Source organism: Streptomyces hainanensis, from assembly GCF_004348415.1.
GTDB lineage: Bacteria > Actinomycetota > Actinomycetes > Streptomycetales > Streptomycetaceae > Streptomyces > Streptomyces hainanensis.
This window is the reverse complement of record NZ_SMKI01000073.1, coordinates 1-21,346: the sequence shown is the minus strand read 5'-3', so window position 1 is coordinate 21,346 and position 21,346 is coordinate 1. Positions and strand designations below refer to the sequence as shown.

Genomic DNA, 21,346 nt, shown 5'->3' with positions numbered 1-21,346 from the left:
GTTGGCATCAACGTCCGGGCCGTCCATGGGTTGGAGCCGGAAGTACCGGAAATCCAAGTGCTCGAACTGGCGGGGGTCACCGCCCAACTGGGGGTAGACCAGCTTGAGTTCGTCTCCGCTAGTCACGTCGCCAGGCTATCCGGTCGTGGTCGGCGGGCCCGCGGGCGCTCGTTACCCTTGGCGGCATGAGCGCGAACCGGACCGCCCAGACGATGAAGCCCGCCACCGCGGCGAAGAAGCTGGACCTCTACCTCCCGGCGACGCCCGCCGAGTTCCAGGAGGGCGTCGTCTCGCGCGCCGAGCTGAACGCGTTGCAGACCGACCCGCCCCAGTGGCTCCGCGACCTGCGGCGCGACGGCCCGCACCCGCGCCCCGTGGTCGCGGCCAGGCTCGGCGTCTCCATCGCGGGCCTGGCGCGCGGCGGGGTCACCGAGGCCCTGACCACCGAGCAGATCGACGCGCTGCGCGAGGCCCCGCCCGAGTGGCTGGAGCGGGAGCGCGAGACGCAGGCCGACGTCCGGAAGGAAGCGGCCCGGGTCCGGGAGCAGCAGGCGGCGCGGGCCGAGAAGGCCGACGCGCCGCCGGCCGAGAGGCCCTCGCGCGGGCCACGGCGCCCCTGACCCCACCGTGGGCACGTCGCGCCACGATCGGGAGACCCGCACGCTGCCGGCGCTCGCGCCGGCCGTGGTCGAGGTCCCGTTCGGCATCACCTGCTACGACGAGGTCGTCGCCCACGACACCACCTGGAACGCCCACTCCCACCCCTGGCACGAGCTGCTGTGGAACCAGCGCGGCGCCTCCACGGCCGTGGTGGAGACCCGGGTGTGGACCATCACGCCGACCGTGGGCCTGTGGATGCCGGCCGGCGTGCTGCACTCCGGCTCGGCGGCGGCCGGCACCTGGTTCCGGGCGAGCTTCTTCGGACTCGGCGGCGCCGGCACCATCTCCGAGACGCCGGTCGCCGTCGAGATCACCCCGCTGCTCCGGCTGCTGCTGGAACGGCTCGGCGAGCCCGCGCTCCCCGCGGCGTCCCGCTCGGTGACCGAGGCCATGGTCCTGGACGTGCTCACGCCCTCGCCGCGCGAGCTGCTGTACGACGTGCCGGTCTCCGCGCTGCTGCGGCCCATCGCCGAGGCCGTCCGCCGGGACCCGCGCGACCAGCGGACGTTGGCCAACTGGTCGACCGAGCTGGGGGTGAGCCCCCGCACGATCACCCGCGCCTTCAACGCCGAGACCGGCACCAGCTTCGCCCGCTGGGTGGCCACGGTGCGCGCCCAGCGCGCCGTCGAGCTGCTGACCCGCGGCTGGGAGGTCGAGGACGTCGCCGAGACGGTCGGCTACCGGTCGGCGAGCGCGTTCGGCGCCGCCTTCCGGCGCACCACCGGGCTCACCCCGGGGGCGTTCCGGTCCCGCTGAGGGCCTGTTGAGGTCCCGTCGGGGGCCCCTTGGCGCCCCGTCGCTGTCCCGATCGCTACAGCGGGTGTCCCGAAAGGGCGATTGCGACACTTCGCCCCTCTCTCCTAGAGTGCTAAGGCAAGCCTTACCTAATTTGCTTGCGCCCTGACGGTGCACCGCTCCACGACCGCGTTCCGCGACCCATGCGTGTGAGGTCCGGCACCAACGAACGGAAGTGGAGAACGGATTGATGCGCCCCCATCGCGTACCGCTGCTCGCCGTGGCCGCGGCCGCGGCCCTCGTCGGGCTCACCGCCTGCGGCGGCTCGTCGGACGGCCGGGACGGCCAGGACGACCGCGACACCGAGGCGAACGGCGGCTCCGGCGCGTTCCCGGTCACCATCGAGCACGCCTTCGGGGAGACCACCGTCGAGTCCCAGCCGGAGCGCGTCGCCACCGTCAACTGGGCCAACCACGAGGTGCCGCTGGCCCTCGGCGTGGTCCCGGTCGGCATGGCCGCCGCCAACTTCGGCGACGACGACGGCGACGGCGTCCTGCCCTGGGTCACCGAGCGGCTGGAGGAACTGGACGCCGAGACCCCGGTCCTGTTCGACGAGACCGACGGCATCGACTTCGAGGCCGTGGCCGACACCCGGCCCGACGTGATCCTCGCCTCCTACTCGGGGCTCACCCAGCAGGACTACGACACGCTCAGCGAGATCGCGCCCGTCGTCGCCTACCCCGAGGCCGCCTGGGCCACCCCGTGGCGCGAGATCGTCCGCCTCAACAGCCAGGCCATCGGGCTCGGCGAGGAGGGCGAGGCGCTGATCGGCGACATCGAGGGCGAGATCGCCGAGACCGTCGCCCGGTACCCGCAACTGGAGGGGAAGTCGGCGATGTTCATGACGCACGTCGACCCCAACGACGTCAGCCAGGTCGGCTTCTACACCACCCACGACACCAGGACACTGTTCTTCGAGGACCTGGGCCTCACCACCCCGGAGAGCATCGCCACCGCCTCCGCCGACACCGACCAGTTCGCCCTCACCCGCAGCGCCGAGCAGGTCGACCTGTTCGACGACGTCGACATCATCACCGGCTACGGCGACGAGACCGGCGAGCTGCTCGACATCCTGGAAAACGACCCGCTGCTGTCCAGGATCCCCGCCGTCGAACGCGGCTCGGTCTACCTGCTGCCCGGCTCCGCGCCGCTGGCCACCGCCGCCAACCCCACCCCGCTGTCCATCTCGTGGGTGCTGGAGGACTACGTGGCGGCCCTCGCCGAGGCCGCGGACCAGGTCAGGTGACCGACGTCGGGACCCGACCCGCGCCGGACGCCGCCGCCCTCGTGCGGCGTCCGGCGCGCGTCCGGCTGCTGTGGCTGCTCGCCGTCGTCCTGGCGCTGGCCGCGATCATGCTGGCGTCCGTCGCGTTCGGCTCGCGCACCGTGCCGTGGGGCGACGTCTGGGCGGCGCTCGGCGGCGCGGACGACTCCCTCGAACAGGCCGCCGTCACCAAGCGGATCCCGCGCACCGGGCTCGCCGTGGTCGTCGGCGCCGCGCTCGGCCTGGCCGGCGGCGTGATGCAGGGCGTGACCCGGAACCCGCTGGCCGACCCCGGGATCCTCGGCGTCAACATGGGCGCCTCGCTCGCCGTCGTCACGGCCGTCGCCTACTTCGGGCTCACCTCGCCCACCGGCTACGTCTGGGTCGCGCTCGCCGGGGCGGCCGCCTCGGCCGCCTTCGTGTACACCATCGGCTCGCTCGGACGCGGCGGCGCCACCCCGCTCAAGCTGGCGCTCGCCGGCGCCGCCACGTCGGCGGCGTTCGCCTCGCTCGTCAGCGCCGTCGTGCTGCCCCGCAACGACATCGCCGGCAGCTTCCGGCTCTGGCAGATCGGCGGCGTGGGCGGCGCCTCCTTCGAACGCGTCGGCCAGGTGCTGCCGTTCCTGGCCGTCGGCTTCGCCGTCAGCCTGCTGTCGGCGCGGGCGCTCAACTCGCTCGCCCTCGGCGACGAACTCGCCGCCGGACTCGGCGAACGCGTCGCCGTGGCCCGGGCCACGGCCGCCGTCGGCGCCATCGTGCTGTGCGGGGCCTCGACGGCCGTCGCGGGACCGATCGCCTTCGTCGGCCTCGTCGTCCCGCACGCCTGCCGGCTGCTGGTCGGCGTCGACCACCGCTGGCTGCTGCCGTTCTGCGCGCTGGGCGGCGCGGCGCTGCTCACCGCGGCCGACGTGGTGGGGCGGGTGGTGGCCCGCCCGGCCGAGGTCGACGTGGGCATCGTGACGGCGCTGGTCGGCGCCCCGTTCTTCATCCACATCGTCCGCCGTCAGAAGGTCCGTGCCCTGTGAGCGCTCCCGCCGTCGCCGAGCCCTCGCCCGCGCCCACGTCCGTGCCCTCGCCCGTGCTGACAACCGTCATCCGCGGCCGGGCCAGGCGCGCCACGCGGCGCAGGCTCGTCGTCCTCACGCTGGCGCTGCTCGTCGCCGCCGCGTTCGCCGCGACCCTGGTCTTCGGGCAGACGTACTACCCGCCGGGCGACGTGCTCCGGGTGGTCCTCGGCGAGCAGGTGCCGGGCGCCTCGTTCACGGTCGGCCGGCTCCGGCTGCCGCGCGCGGTGCTCGCCGTGGTGGCCGGCCTCAGCTTCGGCATGGCCGGCGTCACCTTCCAGACGATGCTCCGCAACCCGCTCGCCAGCCCCGACATCATCGGGATCAGTTCGGGCGCCAGCGCGGCCGCGGCCATCGCCATCGTCACGCTCTCCCTCGACGAGACGCGGGTCTCCGTCCTCGCCATCACCGCAGGGCTCGGCGTCGCGCTGCTCGTGTACACCCTGGCCTTCCGGGACGGCGTCGCCAGCACCCGGCTGATCCTGATCGGCATCGGGATCGCCGCGATGCTCGACAGCGTCACCGCCTACGTGCTGTCGGGGGCCGCCGAGTGGGACCTCCAGGAGGCGACGCGCTGGCTCACCGGCAGCCTCAACGGCGTCGCCTGGGACCAGACCGTGCCCGCCCTCGTCGCGCTGGTCGTGCTCGCCCCCGTGCTGCTGTCGCGGGCCCGCGACCTCTCCGCGATGCAGTTGGGCGACGACACCGCCGCCGCCCTCGGGGTGCGGGTCGAACGCACCCGCGTCACGCTGATCGTCGCCGCCGTCGGCCTGATCGCCTTCGCCACCGCGGCCGCCGGGCCGATCGCGTTCGTGGCGTTCCTCTCCGGGCCCATCGCGGCCCGGCTCGTGGGGCCCGGCACCTCGCTGCTGGTGCCGGCCGGCCTGGTCGGCGCGCTGCTGGTGCTGGCCGCCGACTTCGTCGGGCAGTTCGCGTTCGACACCCGCTACCCGGTCGGCGTCGTCACCGGCGTCCTCGGGGCGCCGTACCTCGTGTACCTGATCATCCGCACCCACCGGTCGGGAGCCTCGATATGACCCCTTCGGCCCCTTCGGCCCCGCTGCCCGCGGCCCACGCACTCGCCGCCGAGCACCTCACCCTCGGCTACGGCGACCGGGTCGTCGTCTCCGCCCTCGACCTCACCGTGCCGCCGGGCGAGATCACCGCGATCGTCGGGGCCAACGCCTGCGGCAAGTCGACGCTGCTGCGCTCGATGTCCCGGCTGCTCACGCCGCGCGCGGGGCGCGTCGTCCTGGACGGCAAGGCCGTCCACCGGCTGCCCGCCAAGGAACTCGCCCGCACGCTCGGCCTGTTGCCGCAGTCCCCGGTGGCGCCCGAGGGCATCACCGTGCTGGACCTCGTCGGCCGCGGCCGCCACCCGCACCAGGGCGTCTTCTCCCGCTGGAACGAGCGGGACGACGCCGCCGTCGCGGCCGCCCTGGAGGCCACCGGAACCGCCGACCTCGCCGACCGCGCCGTCGACGAACTCTCCGGCGGCCAGCGGCAGCGGGTGTGGATCGCGATGGCGCTGGCCCAGCAGACCGACCTGCTGCTGCTCGACGAGCCGACCACCTTCCTCGACGTCAGCCACCAGGTCGAGGTCCTCGACCTGCTGACCGACCTCAACCGGACGCGCGGCACCACCATCGTGATGGTGCTGCACGACCTCAACCTCGCCGCCCGCTACGCCCACCACCTGGTCGCCCTGGCGGCCGGCCGGCTGCACGCCGCCGGCGCCCCGGCCGAGGTGCTGACGGAGGAGACGGTCCGCGTCGTCTTCGGCCTGGAGAGCCGCGTCATCGAGGACCCGGTCTCCGGCAGCCCGTTGATGCTCCCGATCGGCCGCCACCACGCCGAACACCACGGAGCCACCCTCCAGTGAGGGGGTGCGGTCACGGAAGTACCAGTGCTGCACTGAATGTGGCGAGCGCGTAACTTCCCATCCTGCCCAGGTCGTTGAGTGAATACTCTCCTCCTCGTTCAGAAACGTTCGTCGAATCGTCCCGAGGGGAAATCCATGCGGAGGGCCATACGCCTCACTCTGCCCGTCGTCGCCGTCGCGACCGCGCTCGTGCTGTCCGGCTGCAAGAGCGGCGGCCGCGGCGGCTCGTCGTCCGGCGGCAGCGGCGGCAGCGGCAGCAGTTCGGGCGGCCAGCACGACGATGACGACGACCTCGGCTTCGGCGGCACCACCGGCGGCGGCAGCACGTCCGGCGGCACCACCGGCGGCAGGAACGACAACAACGCCCGGCCCAGCAACCGGCAGTTGGAGGGCGACTGGTACACCGGCGTCGACCCGTCGGCCGCCAACATCGAGATCGAGTCCGGCTCGGTCACGTTCTACGAGGACCTCGACGTCGAGGGCGACGTCTGCGAGGGCACCGTCCGCGACGGCCGCCTGACCCTCGCCAGCTGCCGGGAGTTCGGCACCAGGACCTGGAACGACCGATCAGCCACCCTGGCCCTGGTCGACGGCGTGCTCCGCGTCTCCTGGTCCTCCGGCACCACGATGGAGATGCGGAACGCCCGGACGCCCGGCAGCTTCACCGACGCCGAACTGGCCGCGATCCAGGAGACCCTCAACCGCCTGAACGCCATGTGAGCCGCCCCCGTCCCGCGCCCGGTCCGCCCCGACCACCGCGAGGACCTGCGCCGCGGCCCGGTCCGCCCCGGCCAGCAACGGCGACGGGGTCCCGGGCGTCGCGCCGATGGCCGAGCCGGGCTGCACGGCCTCCGCCGGGATGCCGAGCACGAGCACTCGGTCGTCCGCGACGCCGTTCGCGTCCAGGAGGTGGAAGTCGACCGGGGTCACGTCGAGGGTCCCGCTGGACACCGCCGGGCCGTGGTCGCTCGACCAGCTGTGCAGCCGGGCCCGCCCCCGACGCAGCAGCCCGTCGAGCAGCGGGTCGTCGGTGTGGGTCACCACCCCCTTGGACATCCGGGTCTCCACGAACGCGCGGGCCCGCACCGGCGCCGCCCGCCGCACCGCCGACCGGCCGGCGAACGCGCCGTCCTCGTACGTCACCGCCGTGTCCTCGCCGAGCAGTTCCAGCAGGCCCGCGTCGATCAGCGCCAGCACCCGCGCCGTGCGGTGCGGCGGCGGCCCGGAGGCCAGCGAGAGCCCGAGGGGGGTGAACCAGCCGTCCACGTCCCGGGCCACGCTGCCGCCGTCCAGCGCGCCGCCGGTCACCAGCTTCCGCACCGGGCCGCGTACCGCCGCCATGGCCCGGTTGACGGCGTTCCGCGGGTGGCCGAGCGGCGCGTGCATCGCGTCGAGTTCGTCCTCCACGTGCGCGCGCACCCAGCGCCGCCAGGTCGCCTCGTCCACCGGCCCCGGCGCGGGCGGCCGGTCGAGGCGCCCCACGGAGAGCGCCCACCGGGCGGACGTCACCGCGCCCGCCACCACCGCGTCCACCTCGTCGTCCTGGTGCGCGGCGCGCAGCGCGTCGAGCAACTCCCCCTCGTCCGCCCCCGGCAGCAGCGCGTCCCGGCGGTGCGCGAGCAGCGTGGCCAGATGGGCCCAGGCGAACTCCCTGGCCAGCTGCGGCCACACGTCGCGGCGGAAGTCCTGCCCCGGCACGGCGGCCACCGCCGCGAACCAGTCACGGGTCGCCAGCCGGGGCGCGTACCGGGGCAGGAAGCCGTCCGGGTAGCTCGCCTTCGACCGGTAGGGCAGGCCGCGCCGCGACCCCGCCACCAGGCGCGGCTCGCGGCCGCTCGGCCGGTAGCGCAGTCGGGCCGGCCGCGCCGGGTCCCCGGCCGGCTCGAAGTGTCCGCCGCGCCCCTCGGTGAGCAGCGCGACGACATCGAAGAAGTTGGCGCCGAGGCCCGTCACCAGCACGGTCTCACCGCCCGGCACCCGGTCCCAGTCGCGTTCCGCCGGCATGCCGGGCTCCACGTAGACGAGCCCGTCCCGCTCGGCCGCCGCCACCAGGGACCGCACCCGGGGTGAGCGCTTCGCCTGCACCATCCCCTGCGCCAGCACCACGACGCGGCCGCGCAGCGCGCGCCCGCCGGCCAGCCGGACGGTGCGCGCCCCCTCCGCGTCCGGGGTCAGCTCCACCGCCGTGCCGACCACCCGCGTGACGGCCACCCGCCCCGAGCGCTCGGCCCTCGCCAACTGCTCCCGGTAGTAGACGCCCTGGATGCGGCGGGTCGGGTAGGACCACGGCCGCAGTCCGGCCGCCTCGTCGGCCACCCAACCGGGGCGGTCGGGCGGCGGGTCGCTCTCCCGCGCCCAGGTGACCAGGTCGGGGCCCGGCGCCACCGGCCCGGTCATCGGCGTCGAGTCGTCGGTGTAGATGGTGGTGTGCGCGCTGTAGGTGTTGTTGAGCAGCAGCGGGGACTGGTCGGTACGCCAGGTGGCGCCGGCCCCGACCTCCACCCGGTCCACCAGCGCCACCCGCACCGGCGGCGCGGCGTCCGGGTGCCGGGCCGTCAGCCGCTCCACGACGGCGACCGCGCGCGGCCCGCCGCCCACCACGACCACGTCGAAGACGTCCGTCACGCCGACTCCTTCGGGGCGGTACCGGCCCGGAGGGGCGTCGGCTCCAGCGCGGCCGGCCGCACCTCCACCCCCGCGGCGCCCCGGGAGACCCGCACGTCGAGCCCGTACACCCGGCTCAGCAGGGCCTCGTCGAACGCCTCGGCCGGCGGCCCGTCGGCGACGACCCGGCCGCCGTCCAGCAGCACCGCCTGGTCGCAGAAGTGCGCCGCGTGGTTGAGGTCGTGGATGGCGATCAGCGCCGTGACGCCCTCCTCCCTGGTCACCGAGCGGACGATCTGGAGCGTCTCGATCTGGTAGCGCAGGTCGAGCGCCGAGGTGGGCTCGTCGAGCAGCAACACCCGGGGCTGCTGGGCCAGGGCGCGGGCGATGAGCACCCGTTGGGCCTGGCCGCCGGAGAGCTGGGACATCGGCCGGTCGGACAGCTCGGCCAGGCCGAGCCGTTCGATCGAGGCGTCCACGATCTCCCGGTCCCGCCGGGTGGGGCGCAGCCCGATGTGCGGGGTGCGCCCGAGCAGCACGGCCTCCCGCACGGTCTGCTCGAACGGCGTCGCCCCGGACTGCGGGACGTAGGAGACCACCCGGGCGTGCTCGCGGCGCGGGGTGGCCAGCAGGTCCCGGCCGGCGAACGAGACGGTGCCGGCGGCGGGCGCGAGGACCCGGGCGATGATCTTGGTGAGGGTGGACTTCCCCGACCCGTTCGGGCCGAGCAGCGCGCAGAACCCGCCCTCCGCCACCCGCAGGTCGACGCCCTCCAGGACCGGGTTGCGCCGGTAGGCGAACCGGACCGAGGCGACCTCGAGACTCACTGTGCGGCCCTCCTGGTCAGGATGAGGTTGATGAAGACCGGGGCGCCGATGAAGGCGACGACGATGCCGACGGGGATCACCGAAGGCGCCAGCACCGTACGTCCCACGGTGTCCGCGACCACCAGCAGCAGTCCGCCCGTCAGGAAGGAGAACGGCAGCAGGTAGCGGTGGTCGGCGCCGATGGCCAGCCGGGCGATGTGCGGGCCCACCAGGCCGACGAAGCCGATCACCCCGCAGAAGGACACCACGACCGCCGCCAGCACCACCGAGACCACGATGAGCCCCACCCGCACGGCGGTGACGTTCACGCCGAGGCTCTTGGCCGCGTCGTCGCCGGCGAAGGCGATGGCGTTCAGGTCGCGGCTGAACCAGAGCAGGAGCGGCAGGGCGGCCACCACGCAGGCGCCCACCACCCCGACGTCCGACCAGCCGGCGTCGTTCACCGAGCCGAACGTCCACCGCACGATTGCCTGGAGGGTGTTCTCGTCGGCCACGAACTGGAGGGCCGCGGTCATCGCCTCGAAGAGCTGGGTGAGCGCGATGCCCAGCAGGAGCAGGGTGGCGGCGGACATCGCCTTCGCCGACGCCAGACCCAGCACCAGGGCGGAGACGGCCAGCGCGGCGCCCAGCGCGCTGCCGATCACCAGCCACGAGCCGGAGCCGGCCGAGCCGCCGGTGAGCAGGATCGCGAGCGCGGCGCCGAACGCCGCGGCCGGCGACACCCCGAGCGTGAACGGGCTGACCAGCGGGTTGCGCAGCAGGCCCTGCATCACCACGCCGGCCAGCGAGAGGGCGGCGCCGGCCACGAAGGCGAGCAGCACCCGGGGCAGCCGCAGGTTGATGATCACGGAGTAGGTCTGGGCGAAGTCCTGGTCGAGCACCCCGCCGAAGACGCGGAGGCGGATCGCGCGCCCCACGTCGAGCAGACCGGCGTCGGTCGTCCCGGCCGTGACGCACCAGGCGGTGACGAGCACGGTCAGCACCGTGCCCGCCCACAGCACCGCCGGCCGCCCCGTCCACGTGCGACGCGACACCGCCTGTCCAGCAGTTGAGACAGCCATCTCGCGTCAGCCCACCCTCTGGATGTACACGTCCTCGCCGGGGAAGTCCGCGCCCTGGCCCTGGAACTCCTGGGCCCACCGGTCCAGGTAGGCACCCGGCTCGACGTCGGCGAACTCCTCCGGGTGCAGCCAACTCGCCAGGTACAGCGCCCCGATGGCCTTGGACAGGGCGCTGGTGGCCCAGCCGTTGGTCACGAACACCCGGTCGTCCCGGACCGCCGGCAGCTCGGACCAGCCGGCCCGGCCGAACAGTTCGTCGCGCAGCGTGTCGAACCGCTCCTGCCCGGTGGGCTCGGCGGACGGCCCGAACTCGTGGACCACGACCTCCGGGGCCCGCTCCAGGATCGAGGCCGGGTCCACCGTGGTCTCCGACTGCTGGTCCCCGCCGGTCTCCAGGTCGCCGTAGATGTTCTCGCCGCCGGCGGCCACGATGATCTGGTCGAAGCCCGAGCCCGGCAGGCCGGTGAGGTAGGGCTGCTCCGTCTCCCAGTACACGCGCACCGGTTCGGTGCCGGCCACCCGGTCGCTGATCAGCCCGAAGATCTCGTCGTAGAACCCCGACACCCGCTGCGCGCCCTCCGGCTCCCCGAAGACCTCGCCCAGCAGCTCCACCGTCTCGTGGAACACGTCGAAGTCCCAGGCGGTGGCCACGACCACGGGGATGCCGAAGGACTCCAACTGGTCCGCGGCCTCCTGCCAGGCCCCGTTGCGGGGGAGGACGAACACGTCGGGGTCGAGTTCCACGACCGACTCGTAGTTGATCTCCTGGAGGTCCTCGCTGACCACCTCGTCATCGGCGATGTCCAGGTAGGGGAGCCGGGACTGCGAGACGCGGTCGTAGCCCACCACCCGGTCGCCCGCCCCGATGGCCTGGGCGAACTCGTTGCCGTAGCTGTTCAACACGACGGCGCGCTCGGCGGGCCCGTCGAGCTCCACGGTGCGCCCGACGTCGTCGACGACGGTGAGCGAACCCCCGCCCCCGCCACCGGCGTTCTCCTCCTCGCCGTCCTCGGTGGTCACGTTCCCGCAGGCGCTGGCGAGCAGCACGACGGCGGTGACGGCCGTGGCGGCGGTCAGGGCGGACAGGCGTTGTCTCATGACGAATTCCGTTCTCGGTGCGTTTCTGGTGTCGGCTCAGGGCCAGTAGGGATCGCCGAGGCTGAGCATCAGCCGGTTCGCCCAGGTGAAGAAGGCGGTGGCCGACACCAGGTCGACCAGCTCGACGTCGGTCAGTCCCACGTCGCGCAGCCGGTCCACGTGGGCCGTGGTGGCGCTGACCGGGGTGGTGGCGAGCGCCGCGGCGAACCCGACGACGGCGGCCCACCTGGCGTCCTGCCCCTCGGCCAGCGGAGCGGTCTCCCCGGGCAGCCAGTCGCCGTCCCGCTCCAGCCGGACCCCCAGCAGCCGGTCCACGTCCGCCGGCCGCTTCGACATCTGCGCGGACTTCCGGGCGTGCACGGACGCGCAGTACACGCAGTCCGTCACCTTGCTGGTCGCCGCGGCGGCCAACTCGCGCTCGGCGCGCGGCAGTCCCTCGGTGGTGGCGAAGATCGCGGCGTCCAGCGCCGTCCTGGCCGCCAACACCCCGGGCAGCCTGGCCAGCAGCCGGAAGTACTCGCCGTTGGTCTTGCCGCGGAACGACGCCTCCTGCTCCTCGGTGAGCTCGTCCGTCGGCACCGGCTCCACCCACGCGGTCCAGGACAGCAACTCCCGGGTGTACTCCACCGGCCGCTCACGCCCGTTGGACGCCGTCCGCGCCGCGCTCTTCACCCGCCCCCGGCCCGGCGTCTCCCGCGCCGGCGGCGCCGCCGCGTCCGGACCGCGCCCCTCCACCAACCGCAGCCCCTGAACGGCCCGCGCCTGGAAGGCGGTGAACGCCGCGACCTGCGAGATCGCCACCACCTCGTCCGTCGACCACCCCGCCTCGACGAGCAGCGCCAGGTCCTCCCGGGTGGCCAACGCCGGTGACACGCTGATCAGGTCGACGTGCCGCACCGCCGCCCGCAGCCTCGGGTCCGCCGGCAACTCGTCGCCCCACAGCGCCGCGTCGCCACCCCGCGCGGCGTGGTCCTCGACCAGCTCCGCCACCCCGTGCCACCGCGCCGCCAGCGCGGCCAACCCGCGCCGCACCGGCTGCTCGCCGCCGAACAGCGCCGCGCCGGCCTCCTGCGCCCGTCGCCCCACCAACGGCTTGACGGCCCGCGCCGCCTCGACCCGCTCCCCGAACCCGGCCAGCCGCCCGATGTCGTCCTGCTGCGTGGTGCTCATGTCGTCCGCCTCGTCGTCCCCGGTCCATGACGGCCGAGGCAGGGGCAAACGCCCCGCCCCCGTCCGAGGACGGAGACGAGTTCTCACGAGATGAGATCCCACGAGGAGCACGCTTGCCGCATCACCGCAGCCGGGTCGTCGTCCCCGGGGGCACCCCACCGTGCAGGAGGGTTGCCGGCCAGCAAGCCGGGTCTTCACGCTGGCACTCTTGACCTGCGCGGCAAACTAGCCGACCCAAACCCCCCGGAAAACCCCTCGTCCGCCATGTGAGACATCCGTCCATCATGGGGACGGACGGGATCGGCACTGGTGCTCGCCCGCCATCTTGGGCACGATGGCGCGATGCGTCCCTTTCGCTTCCTCACCGTGGTCGGCGAACCGCACGACGGCCCCGGCCTGGCCGCCTTCGCGCGCCGCGCGGAGTCGATCGGCTACAGCGCCCTGATGTCCCCCGACCACCTCGTGGCCCAGTACGCGCCGATCCCCCTGCTCGCCCACGCGACCGCGGCGACCGAGAAGCTCCGGGTCGGCACCTTCGTGTTCAACAACAACCTCCGGCACCCCGCCGTCCTGGCCCAGGAACTCGCGACGCTCGACCGACTCTCCGGCGGGCGCCTGGAGGTCGGCCTCGGCGCCGGCTGGAACAGGCCCGAGCACGACGCGATCGGCATCCCCTTCGAGCCCGTCGGCACGCGGGTCGCCCAACTCACCGAGGCGATACAGGTCTTCAAGGGCTGCTTCGGCGACGAGAGGTTCTCCTTCGCCGGCCGGCACTACACGATCACCGACTACGACGCGCAGCCGAAGCCCGTCCAGCGCCCCCACCCGCCGATCTTCGTCGGCGGCGGCGGGAAACGCCTGCTGACGCTGGCCGCCAGGGAGGCGCAGATCATCGGCCTGGCCCCCCGGCTCGGCAGGGACGAGCAGGGCCTGCCGACCCTCGACGCGCCGAGCATCACGGTCGCGGCCACCGAGGAGAAGATCGGCTGGATCCGCGAGGCGGCCGGCGACCGCTTCGCCGAACTCGAACTGAACAGCTACCCGACCGGCGGCCCGATGGTCCTCACCCACGACACCAGGGGCGAGGTCAGCCGACGAGCCGACGAACTCCGCCGACGCACCGGCGTCGAGCTCACCGTCGACGAACTCATGGAGTCCCCCCACGTGTTCATCGGCTCCGTCGGGGAACTGACCCGGAAGTTCGCCGCCCTCCGCGAACGCCTCGGCATCAGTTCGTTCCTCCTCGACGACATGGAGACCTTCGCCCCCGTCGTCGAGGAACTCGCCGGACGGTGACCCCGTCCCGGCGAACTCCGGCTACCCCCGGCCGCCGTGCCGCAGCCGCAGGCGCCGCCGGGGATGCGAGCGCAGCACCGGGTGGAGGCTCCAGCCCCGCTCCGAGGCGGCGCGCAGGACGTAACCGGCGCCCGCGCCGCGGAAGTAGTGCACCCCGAACTCCAGGTCGCGGTGGGCGAAGCCGTGCGGAGCCCCCGCCAGCCGGGTCTTCCGCTCGATGCGCCGATCCACCCGTGCCCGGTAGAACGCCGTGTCCCCCTCCCGCACCAGCGCCACCGGCGTCACACACCAGCGCGGAATGAACGGCAGCCGACCCAGCGTCGCGTCCACCACCCGCACCGCGCCGTCCTCGACCCGCGGCAGCACGTAGACGACCAACTGCACCACCATGGCGATGCCGTAGAAGCAGAACGCGAGGAGGAACCACACCACCCACCACAGCGGCAGGAGCAGCAGGGTCAACGGGAGAAGCACCAGCCAACGCAGCGCGGCCGATCGGACGGGTAGCGGCCCCCAGGCCGGCTCGTCATGGTCGTGCACGATCGGTGCCCCCGGTTCGTCATGGCGTCGACAACGCGCCACCGAGTCTATGCGCGATCACCCCAGGCCGCGGCGGTGAGGGTGGTGTTTCCGGGCCGGGCACAGTAGAAGTGGGTCCATGTCGCACCACCAACCGCCGCCGTACCCGCCCCAGATGCCCGGGCCGCCCTACGGGTACGCGCCACCGTGGGCCCCGGAGGTCAGCGCCCGCTACCGGCGGTGGGCCGGCGTTCTCCGCTGGCTCGCGATCATCATCGGGGCGTTCGTGGTGGTCGCGCTCGTGGCGAGCGTCGTCCTCCTCGTGATGGCGGACAGGGACGAGCGGAACGCCGCCTACGGTTACCTCGCCCTGGTCCTCTGGGCCGGGATCCTCGTCACGACGCCCGTCCTGCTCGCGGTCGGCCTCTCCGCCGCGGCCATGACGCGGCGCGTGCGTGCGGCAGCGGCGGCGAACCGGTACCCCACCGTGACATGACGCGCGTACGTTGACGGGAAGCCACACCCACCCAGCACGAAGGAGCACGTCGGGTGAGCGTTGTCCTGACCATGAGCGGCCGCCAGCCACCGGCCCGCGACGGGGTTCTGCCGCCGGTCACCAACTGGGTCGAGCTTTCCGACGGATCGGGACCGCCCCGGGTGGTCGCCCACGTGGAGCGCGAGTTGCCGCCCGGCGGCATACCCGCCTACCGCGCGGCCCGCGGCAGCGGCAACCGCTCCTTCGTCCTGTGGGCCGACGAGCACCACCGGGAGCGGGTGGCCACCCTGGTGACGGTGTCGGCCACCGGCGGCGTCGCGACGTTCCAGGTGCTGGGCCCGCAGGGCGAGTTGATCGGCACGGTCGTGCGGGAGAAGGCGCTGCGCGGTAGGGGCCTGCGCACCCGCTGGACGGTGACTCGGCCCGACGGCCTCACGGCGGTGGGCTTCAAGGGCCGGATCCTCTGGTGGTGCGTGTGGTGGCCGGCGGTGCCCTTCATGGCCCTGATCCTCGTGTTCTCCGTTCTCGACGGTGTCCCCGGCAACGAGGGTGGCGCCGCGCGCGCCCCCCGCCGCATCAGGTGGCGCGCCGGTGGGCGGCTGCCGTTCGAGTTCAGGTCCAGGGGCAACAAGCTGCATGTCCACGACCCGGGATTCGACTGGCGGCTCGCGGCCACGCTGATCGTCCTGCTGCGCACCTTCAACGACGGTGCCTGGGACGCCAGGAAGAAGTAACCGGTCGGTCGCGCCGCCGGCGCCCCCCGACGGGGTGCTCGGGTCAGGGGCCGTCGGTGGGTACCGGGAGGCCGCCTGCGTCGGCGTCCACGTCGCAGACGGCCGGGGGCAGGGCCGTGTCGATCCCCCGCAGACGCACGGGGGTTCGGCCCTCGGCGTCCTCGGTGAACGCGATCGTGCACACCACCTGCCGCACCCCCAGGTCGTCGAGGTCGCGGAGGTCGATCGGCAGCGTCACCTCCACCCCGCCGTCCCGGTACGGCGCCGTCCTGGCGATCCCCTCGAAGGGGAACTCGGGCAGGCCGTCGACGAGGCCGGCCTCCCGTTCGTTCTCCAACGGCCCGACGAACAGTTCCGCGACGGTCTGCTGCGTCGAGACGCCGGGCGAGTCGCCCGGGCCCGGCACGTCCGGCGCCTCGTCCGCGAAGCGGATCACGGGCATCAACCGCCCCTCGGGCGACCGGAAGAAGAGGACGATCCCGGTGGGCGGGTACGGATAGACCTCCACGGTGGCCGGGGCGCCCGCCGCGATGACGTCCGTCTCCGGGACACCGCAGCCGCCGAGCACCGGCGCCGCGAGAGCGGAGAGGGCCACGAGCGCCGGGGGACGCGGCCTCGGACGTCGCCTCATGCCGGTGCCTCCCCCGTACGCAGCGGCATCTCGACGGTGAAGACCGCGCCCGTTCCGCCGGGCCCGTTCGCGGCACGGACGGTGCCGCCGTGCAGCCGGACGTTCTCCAGGGTGATGGCCAGGCCCAGGCCGCTGCCGACCGAGCGGGTGCGGGCCGCGTCGGCCTTGTAGAAGCGGTCGAAGATGTGCGGGAGGACGTCCGGCCCGATGCCCGGCCCCCGGTCGGCGACCTCGGTGACCAGCCATGCCGACCCGTCCGCCCCGGCGGCGGTGCCCAGCCGGACGGTGACCGGCGGGCCGCCGTGCCGCAGCGCGTTGCCGACCAGGTTGGCGACGACGACGTCGAAGCGGCGCGGGTCGAGCCGGGTGCGGATGCCGTCCGGCAGTTCGGCACGGACCAGGTCGGTCCAGCGCCGGTGCTCCAGCGTCCTGCGTATGGTCTCCGCGGCGTCGACCTCGTCGGTGTTCAACTCGGCGGCGCGGGCGTCGAACCGGGAGATCTCCATCAGGTCCTCGACCAGCACCGCGAGCTTCCCGGTCTCCGCGCTGATCAACCGGACCGCGCGCGCCGTGTCGGAGTCCAGACCTTCCGCGCCCTCGTCGAGGACCTCGGTGACGGCGAGCATCCCCGCGAGCGGGGTGCGCAGTTCGTGCGAGACGTCGGAGGCGAAGCGGCGGGCGCGCTCCTCCGCCTGCCGCAACTCGTTCACGGAGTGCTCGAGACCGGCCGCCGACTCGTTGAACGTCCGTGCCAGATCGGCGAGTTCGTCGTTCCCCCGCACCTCGATACGGGTGTCGAGCCGGCCCCCGCCCATGGAACGGGTGGCCTGACGCAACTCGCGGACCGGGCGCAGCACACTGCGCGCGGCGATCAGCGCGGGCACCAGGGCGACGGCGAGGCCCGGCAGCGCGCCGTTCCTGGCGGCGACGCCCAGCGCCTCCACGTTCGCCTGCTCCTCCGGCATGGGCATCACCGCGTACAGCACGATCCCCGTCGGCATCACGGTGTTCTCCCCGACCTCGAACACGACCGGCATGCCGATCGTGAGATACGGCACCCCGTCCTTGACGACCCGTTGGAAGCTGCCGCTCGGTTCGGAGTGGGCCTCGCGGCGCAGTTCGGGCGTGATCACGGTGGACGTGGGGCTGGTGCCTGAGGAGGCGCGGATCGAGCCGTACTCGGCGTAGACGTACCACGGGTGCGGCCGGCCGTTGCGGGCGATGGTGCGCAGGGTGCCCACCAGATCGGTCGTGTTCAGCGGCAGGTTGAAGTAGACCTCCCGCACCTGGTCGCGGAAGGCGGAGACCGCGGTGTCCTGCGCCGTCCCCAGGACCGCGTTGCGGACCTCGCGGAAGGTGAGTGCGGCGGTCGTCCCCGCGCTGACGGCCGCCACCAGCAGGAACGCCAGGACGAGGCGGGCCCGCAGGCCGAAGGGGCGGCGCCGGTCGCCGCCGGTCGCCTCGCGCCGCGACGGCCCGCGCCGCGACGGCCCGCGCCGCGACGGCCCGCGCCGCGACGGCCCGCGCGGGCGCGGGACCCGGAGTCTCACAGCGGTCCGAAGCGGTAGCCGAAGCCGCGCAGGGTCTGTATGTAGCGCGGGCTGCCCGGGACGTCCTCGATCTTGTTGCGCAGTCGCCGCACGCACGCGTCCACGAGCCGCGCGTCGCCGTGGTGGCTGTACTCCCACACGTGCTCCAGCAACTGCTGGCGGCTGAAGACCTGTTCGGGCGAGGCGGACAGATGCAGGAGCAGTCTCATCTCGGACGGCGCGAGGGTCAGGCGCTCGCCGTTCTTGGCCGCGCTGAGCCCGGACCGGTCGATGGCCAACTCGCCGTGGAACTCGACGGCGGGCCGCCCGCCGCCCGGCTCCTCGAACCTGCGCAGCACGGCCCGGATCCGGGCCTCGATGACCTCGGTACGGGCGGGTTTGACGATGTAGTCGTCGGCGCCGGCCTCCAGGCCGACGACGACGTCGAAGTCGTCACCGCGGGCGGTGAGCATGATGATCGGCAGCTGGCTCTCCTCCCGCACCGTGCGGCAGACCTGCACGCCGTTCATCCCGGGCAACATCAGGTCGAGCAGCAGCAGATCGGGCCGGAACTCGCGCAGGGCGGCCAGCCCGGCCTCGCCGGTGGCGGCGGTCCGCACCTCGTGGCCGCGGTGGCGCAGTCCGAGTTCCACGCCCTCCCGCACGGAGGGGTCGTCTTCGATGAGCAGGAGCCGAGCCATGCGCACAGTGTCCAGTGGGTCGGAGGCGGTCGGGAGAGGAGCGGGGGTCATCAGCGGCGGCGGCGCAGCCGCGCCAGGGCGTCGGTGACGAGGACGTCGATCTCGGTGAGTCGCAGCGGCCGGGCGAGCAGGACGAACACGGCGGCGATCGCCGCCGCCCCCGCCCCCGCCGACGCGACCGGGCCGCCGGCCTCCGCCCAGCGGGCGGCGCCGTACCCGAGCGCCGTCGCCGGCACGGCGGCGACCAGCAACCGCGCCTGCGCGGCGAGGGCGTGCGAGGGCACGCGCCCGGACCGCCCCGCCAGGCGGCGGCGCAGGACGAGGGCCGTGACCGCCCAACCCGCCCACAGCGCCAGCGAGTACCCGGCCGCGATGCCGGTCACCGCCCAACGCGCGGGCAGCACCAGGTACGCCACCACCGAGAGACCTGAGCTGAGGCTCGCGATCACCAGGTTGAGCAGGAACGGGGTCCGGGTGTCGGACAGCGCGTAGAACGTGCGGGAGAGCACGTACTGCCCGCTGAAGGCGATCAGTCCGGGGGCGAACGCCATCAGCGTGCCCGCCATGACGGCGACGGCCGCGCCGTCCGTCTCGCCGTACCCGAAGACGAGCGCCATCACCGGCCCCGCGAGCGCGAAGAGCCCGCACGCCGCCGGAACGACGGCCGCCGCACTGCTGCGCAGCGCGTACGACACGTCGCGCCGCACCGCGGCGGTGTCCATGTCGGCGGCCGCCCCGCTCATCCGGGGCAGCAGCGCGGTCATCAGCGACACCGTGATGATCCCGTGCGGCACGGCCCACAGCAGATACGCGTTGTTGTAGGCGCTGAACCCGGCACCGCCGTCGATCCCGGCCGCCTCCGCCCGCAGGCCCGCCGCCGTCGCCAGCCGGGTCGTCACCCAGTACGCGACCTGGTTGGTGAGCACCAGCAGCACCAACCAGCCGGCGTTCCGCAGCGGGCGGGTGAGCCCGCTGCCGCGCCAGTCGAAGCGGGGCCGGTAGCGGAAGCGGGCGGCGCGCAGCGCGGGCAGCAGGGCGAGGGCCTGGACGACGATGCCCGCCGTGGTCCCCCAGCCGAGCAGTGCGGTCTCGGCGGCGCTCAGCGTGCCGCCGTCGCCGGTGGCGACGGCCGCCAGATAGAGACCGAAGACCGCGACGACGACGAGGTTGTTGAGCACCGGCGTCCACATCATCGCGCCGAAGTGCCCACGGGCGTTGAGTACTTGGCCGAGCAGCGTGAACAGGCCGAGGAAGAGGATCTGCGGCAGGCAGTAGCGGGCCAGGGCGACCGTCATCGCGGTCTGGTCGGGCGGGTAGTCGGTGTACGCGTCGACGATCGCGGGCGCCGCCCACACCGCGGCGGCGGTGAGCGCCAGCAGGGCGAGCAGACAGACGGTGAGCAGCCGGTCGGTGTACGCGGCGCCGCCGTCCTCCTGTTCCTTGGCCGCCCTGACGAGCTCGGGCACGAAGACGGCGTTGAGCGCCCCGCCGATCAGGAGCATGTAGACGATCGTGGGCAGGGAGTTGCCGACGGCGTACCCGTCGGCGACCGTCCCGACGCCGATCGCGGCGGCGACGACGGCGGACCGCACGAACCCGGTCGCCCTCGACACGACCGACCCGGCGGCCATGATGACGCCGCTGCGCAGCACGGACGGTGCCCGGGGCGGCGCCGTCCCACCGGACGTGACCGTCGCGGTGTCGGCCGCCGTCACCGGCGCGCCAGATACGTCTGGAACACCCGGTACAGCGCGTGGTTGGCCGTGCCGCCCAACGGTCTCTCCCATTCCCCCAGGGTCTCGACGACCTCACCGCCGGTCCCGAGCTTCCAGCGCAGCAGCCCGTACGCGCGGTCGTCGGCGTCGAGGGTGGAGGGTATCCCACGCATGTCGTAGACCTCGGCGCCGAGCGCCTGGGCGTCGAGCAGCATCCGCCACTGCAGCAGGTTGGAGGGCCGGACCTCGCGGCGGTGGTCGGCCGAGGCGCCGGTCTGGTACCAGACCCGGCCGCCCACCCGGATCATGGTGTGGGCGGCGAGCGTCTCGCCGTCGTGACGGGCCAGGTAGAGCCTCATCCGGCCCGGCTCCTCCGCGTTGAGAGCCGCGTACTGGCGCTGGTAGTACGCCAGCGACCGCCCGAGCCGGAAGCCGTCCCGCTCCTCCGTGATCCTCAACAGCCGGTAGAACTCGGGCAGATCGGCCGCGCTGCCGCTGACCACCTCCACCCCGGACTTCTGCGCCCGCCGCACGTTGCGCCGCCACTCCTGGTTGAGCCCGGCCCACAGGTCGTCCGGCGTGCGGCCGGTGAGCGGTATCCGGAAGACGTGCCGCGGCTGCGCGTCCCCGTCCTCCTCGCCACCGCACCGCTGCCAGCCGCGCGTCCGCAGCCGTTCGGCGACGACCGTGCCCAGCGGGTCCACCTCGCTCGCGAGAACGTCCGCGAGCCGCCGCCCGGGACCGGTGGCCGCCTTGACCCGGACCGCGCTCCAGCGGCGGTAGTCGGGCGAGGGCCCGATCCGTACCGCGAATGCGCCCGCCAGGCGCAGATACCGCAGCAACGGCGCGAGCCAGCCGTCGATGTCGGGATCGGCCCAGTCGGCGACCGGCCCCTCCGGCAGGTAGGCGAAGAACTTGCGGGTACCGGGCACCTGCCGCAGCAGCACCAGCGCCACACCGGACAACCGCCCGGCCCCCGGGTCCGGCCCCCAACCGACGAGCTGTGCGCGCCAGCCCTCCTTGACCTCCGCCCACGAAGGACACTGCAGGAACGCGGCGTTCAGCGCCGCACCCTCGCGGGACGCCAGGAACCGGCGGTACGCGGTGGCGGTGATGGGTGCTGGCGGTGTTTCCTGGCCACGGACGGCCGCGACGGGCAGCGCTGACACGGTGTGAGCCTCTCGGTCGGGAACGCCCGGGTCTTCCGGCGATGCCGAGGATGCTCACAGCGGTCCATGACCGCTCCACGCGACGAATGCGACCGGACGATGACCGTTCCGCCCCAGCCCCCGTCACACAG

General features: G+C 73.8%; 20 protein-coding genes and 1 riboswitch. Of the genes, 9 read left to right on the top strand and 11 right to left on the bottom strand.

Going from position 1 to position 21,346, the window contains the following annotated elements; translation table 11 throughout:
• The first annotated feature begins 185 nt into the window (after window positions 1–185).
• From E1283_RS09470 to E1283_RS09445, 6 genes are all read left to right on the top strand, one after another.
• Window positions 186–620: a DUF5997 family protein gene (locus tag E1283_RS09470; protein WP_132817486.1), complete on the top strand. Its 435-nt coding sequence runs from the start codon at window positions 186–188 to the stop codon at window positions 618–620.
• A 7-nt stretch (window positions 621–627) separates the two neighbouring features.
• A complete protein-coding gene (locus E1283_RS09465) occupies window positions 628–1,416 on the top strand; it encodes a helix-turn-helix domain-containing protein (RefSeq protein ID WP_132817485.1) in 789 nt (262 codons plus the stop codon).
• Window positions 1,417–1,645: 229 nt separating this feature from the next.
• Window positions 1,646–2,701, top strand: coding sequence for an iron-siderophore ABC transporter substrate-binding protein (locus E1283_RS09460; protein WP_132817484.1), 1,056 nt, complete (start codon window positions 1,646–1,648; stop codon window positions 2,699–2,701).
• Entirely contained in the window at window positions 2,698–3,744 is a 1,047-nt protein-coding gene (locus E1283_RS09455; RefSeq protein ID WP_132817483.1) for a FecCD family ABC transporter permease, read from the top strand. The genes E1283_RS09460 and E1283_RS09455 overlap by 4 nt, the downstream gene beginning before the upstream one ends.
• Window positions 3,741–4,820 carry a FecCD family ABC transporter permease gene (locus tag E1283_RS09450; RefSeq protein WP_132817482.1) on the top strand — a complete coding sequence of 360 codons (1,080 nt, stop codon included), beginning with the start codon at window positions 3,741–3,743 and terminating at the stop codon, window positions 4,818–4,820. The genes E1283_RS09455 and E1283_RS09450 overlap by 4 nt, the downstream gene beginning before the upstream one ends.
• A complete protein-coding gene (locus E1283_RS09445; protein WP_207930346.1) occupies window positions 4,817–5,665 on the top strand; it encodes an ABC transporter ATP-binding protein in 849 nt (282 codons plus the stop codon). The genes E1283_RS09450 and E1283_RS09445 overlap by 4 nt, the downstream gene beginning before the upstream one ends.
• Window positions 5,666–6,232: 567 nt before the next feature.
• On the opposite strand, the gene E1283_RS09435 is transcribed toward E1283_RS09445, so the two are convergent.
• From E1283_RS09435 to E1283_RS09415, 5 genes are read right to left on the bottom strand one after another with little or no spacing between them, the layout of a single operon-like run.
• Window positions 6,233–8,290, bottom strand: a complete 2,058-nt coding sequence (locus E1283_RS09435; protein WP_243744713.1) for an FAD/NAD(P)-binding protein — start codon at window positions 8,288–8,290, stop codon at window positions 6,233–6,235.
• Entirely contained in the window at window positions 8,287–9,096 is an 810-nt protein-coding gene (locus E1283_RS09430) for an ABC transporter ATP-binding protein (protein ID WP_132817480.1), read from the bottom strand. Before E1283_RS09430 ends, E1283_RS09435 begins: the two co-directional genes overlap by 4 nt.
• Window positions 9,093–10,130: a FecCD family ABC transporter permease gene (locus E1283_RS09425; RefSeq protein ID WP_243744712.1), complete on the bottom strand. Its 1,038-nt coding sequence runs from the start codon at window positions 10,128–10,130 to the stop codon at window positions 9,093–9,095. The genes E1283_RS09430 and E1283_RS09425 overlap by 4 nt, the downstream gene beginning before the upstream one ends.
• 33 nt (window positions 10,131–10,163) lie before the next feature.
• Window positions 10,164–11,255, bottom strand: coding sequence for an ABC transporter substrate-binding protein (locus tag E1283_RS09420; RefSeq protein ID WP_132817479.1), 1,092 nt, complete (start codon window positions 11,253–11,255; stop codon window positions 10,164–10,166).
• Between the two features lie 36 nt (window positions 11,256–11,291).
• Complete coding sequence (locus tag E1283_RS09415; RefSeq protein ID WP_132817478.1) at window positions 11,292–12,425, bottom strand: peroxidase-related enzyme; 1,134 nt, start codon at window positions 12,423–12,425, stop codon at window positions 11,292–11,294.
• Window positions 12,426–12,529: 104 nt separating this feature from the next.
• Window positions 12,530–12,639: riboswitch (SAM riboswitch) on the bottom strand.
• Window positions 12,640–12,767: 128 nt separating this feature from the next.
• On the opposite strand from E1283_RS09415, the gene E1283_RS09410 reads away from it, so the two are divergent.
• Window positions 12,768–13,721 (top strand): TIGR03621 family F420-dependent LLM class oxidoreductase, encoded by a 954-nt coding sequence (locus E1283_RS09410; protein ID WP_132817477.1) that lies wholly within the window; start codon window positions 12,768–12,770, stop codon window positions 13,719–13,721.
• Between the two features lie 21 nt (window positions 13,722–13,742).
• Here E1283_RS09410 and E1283_RS09405 read toward each other — a convergent pair whose 3' ends face one another.
• Entirely contained in the window at window positions 13,743–14,261 is a 519-nt protein-coding gene (locus E1283_RS09405) for a hypothetical protein (protein ID WP_132817476.1), read from the bottom strand.
• Window positions 14,262–14,379: 118 nt separating this feature from the next.
• Here E1283_RS09405 and E1283_RS09400 point away from each other — a divergent pair, with 118 nt between their 5' ends.
• Together E1283_RS09400 and E1283_RS09395 are read left to right on the top strand one after the other, a co-directional pair.
• A complete protein-coding gene (locus tag E1283_RS09400; protein ID WP_243744711.1) occupies window positions 14,380–14,736 on the top strand; it encodes a hypothetical protein in 357 nt (118 codons plus the stop codon).
• 53 nt (window positions 14,737–14,789) lie between these two features.
• The gene (locus E1283_RS09395; protein WP_243744710.1) at window positions 14,790–15,470 is read left to right on the top strand and encodes a hypothetical protein; all 681 of its coding nucleotides are present in this window, start codon (window positions 14,790–14,792) and stop codon (window positions 15,468–15,470) included.
• A 43-nt stretch (window positions 15,471–15,513) separates the two neighbouring features.
• On the opposite strand, the gene E1283_RS09390 is transcribed toward E1283_RS09395, so the two are convergent.
• The 5 genes from E1283_RS09390 to E1283_RS09370 are packed head-to-tail and all read right to left on the bottom strand — an operon-like array spanning window position 15,514 to window position 21,215.
• Window positions 15,514–16,101: a hypothetical protein gene (locus tag E1283_RS09390; RefSeq protein ID WP_132817475.1), complete on the bottom strand. Its 588-nt coding sequence runs from the start codon at window positions 16,099–16,101 to the stop codon at window positions 15,514–15,516.
• A complete protein-coding gene (locus tag E1283_RS09385) occupies window positions 16,098–17,651 on the bottom strand; it encodes a sensor histidine kinase (protein ID WP_132817474.1) in 1,554 nt (517 codons plus the stop codon). The genes E1283_RS09390 and E1283_RS09385 overlap by 4 nt, the downstream gene beginning before the upstream one ends.
• Window positions 17,648–18,331 (bottom strand): response regulator transcription factor, encoded by a 684-nt coding sequence (locus tag E1283_RS09380; RefSeq protein WP_132817473.1) that lies wholly within the window; start codon window positions 18,329–18,331, stop codon window positions 17,648–17,650. The genes E1283_RS09385 and E1283_RS09380 overlap by 4 nt, the downstream gene beginning before the upstream one ends.
• A gap of 50 nt (window positions 18,332–18,381) precedes the next feature.
• Complete coding sequence (gene murJ / locus E1283_RS09375; RefSeq protein ID WP_132817472.1) at window positions 18,382–20,118, bottom strand: murein biosynthesis integral membrane protein MurJ; 1,737 nt, start codon at window positions 20,116–20,118, stop codon at window positions 18,382–18,384.
• The gene (locus E1283_RS09370) at window positions 20,043–21,215 is read right to left on the bottom strand and encodes a lipid II:glycine glycyltransferase FemX (protein ID WP_132817471.1); all 1,173 of its coding nucleotides are present in this window, start codon (window positions 21,213–21,215) and stop codon (window positions 20,043–20,045) included. Before E1283_RS09370 ends, murJ begins: the two co-directional genes overlap by 76 nt.
• Between the last annotated feature and the right edge of the window lie 131 nt (window positions 21,216–21,346).

What these genes read in the sequence shown, in the direction of transcription:
- E1283_RS09470 (WP_132817486.1), top strand. Translation starts at nt 186, where the DNA reads ATGAGCGCGAACCGGACCGCCCAGACGATGAAGCCCGCCACCGCGGCG.
- E1283_RS09460 (WP_132817484.1), top strand. Translation starts at nt 1,646, where the DNA reads ATGCGCCCCCATCGCGTACCGCTGCTCGCCGTGGCCGCGGCCGCGGCC.
- E1283_RS09445 (WP_207930346.1), top strand. Translation starts at nt 4,817, where the DNA reads ATGACCCCTTCGGCCCCTTCGGCCCCGCTGCCCGCGGCCCACGCACTC.
- E1283_RS09420 (WP_132817479.1), bottom strand. Translation starts at nt 11,255, where the DNA reads ATGAGACAACGCCTGTCCGCCCTGACCGCCGCCACGGCCGTCACCGCC.
- E1283_RS09415 (WP_132817478.1), bottom strand. Translation starts at nt 12,425, where the DNA reads ATGAGCACCACGCAGCAGGACGACATCGGGCGGCTGGCCGGGTTCGGG.
- E1283_RS09410 (WP_132817477.1), top strand. Translation starts at nt 12,768, where the DNA reads ATGCGTCCCTTTCGCTTCCTCACCGTGGTCGGCGAACCGCACGACGGC.
- E1283_RS09400 (WP_243744711.1), top strand. Translation starts at nt 14,380, where the DNA reads ATGTCGCACCACCAACCGCCGCCGTACCCGCCCCAGATGCCCGGGCCG.
- E1283_RS09390 (WP_132817475.1), bottom strand. Translation starts at nt 16,101, where the DNA reads ATGAGGCGACGTCCGAGGCCGCGTCCCCCGGCGCTCGTGGCCCTCTCC.
- E1283_RS09380 (WP_132817473.1), bottom strand. Translation starts at nt 18,331, where the DNA reads ATGGCTCGGCTCCTGCTCATCGAAGACGACCCCTCCGTGCGGGAGGGC.
- murJ (WP_132817472.1), bottom strand. Translation starts at nt 20,118, where the DNA reads ATGGGAGAGACCGTTGGGCGGCACGGCCAACCACGCGCTGTACCGGGT.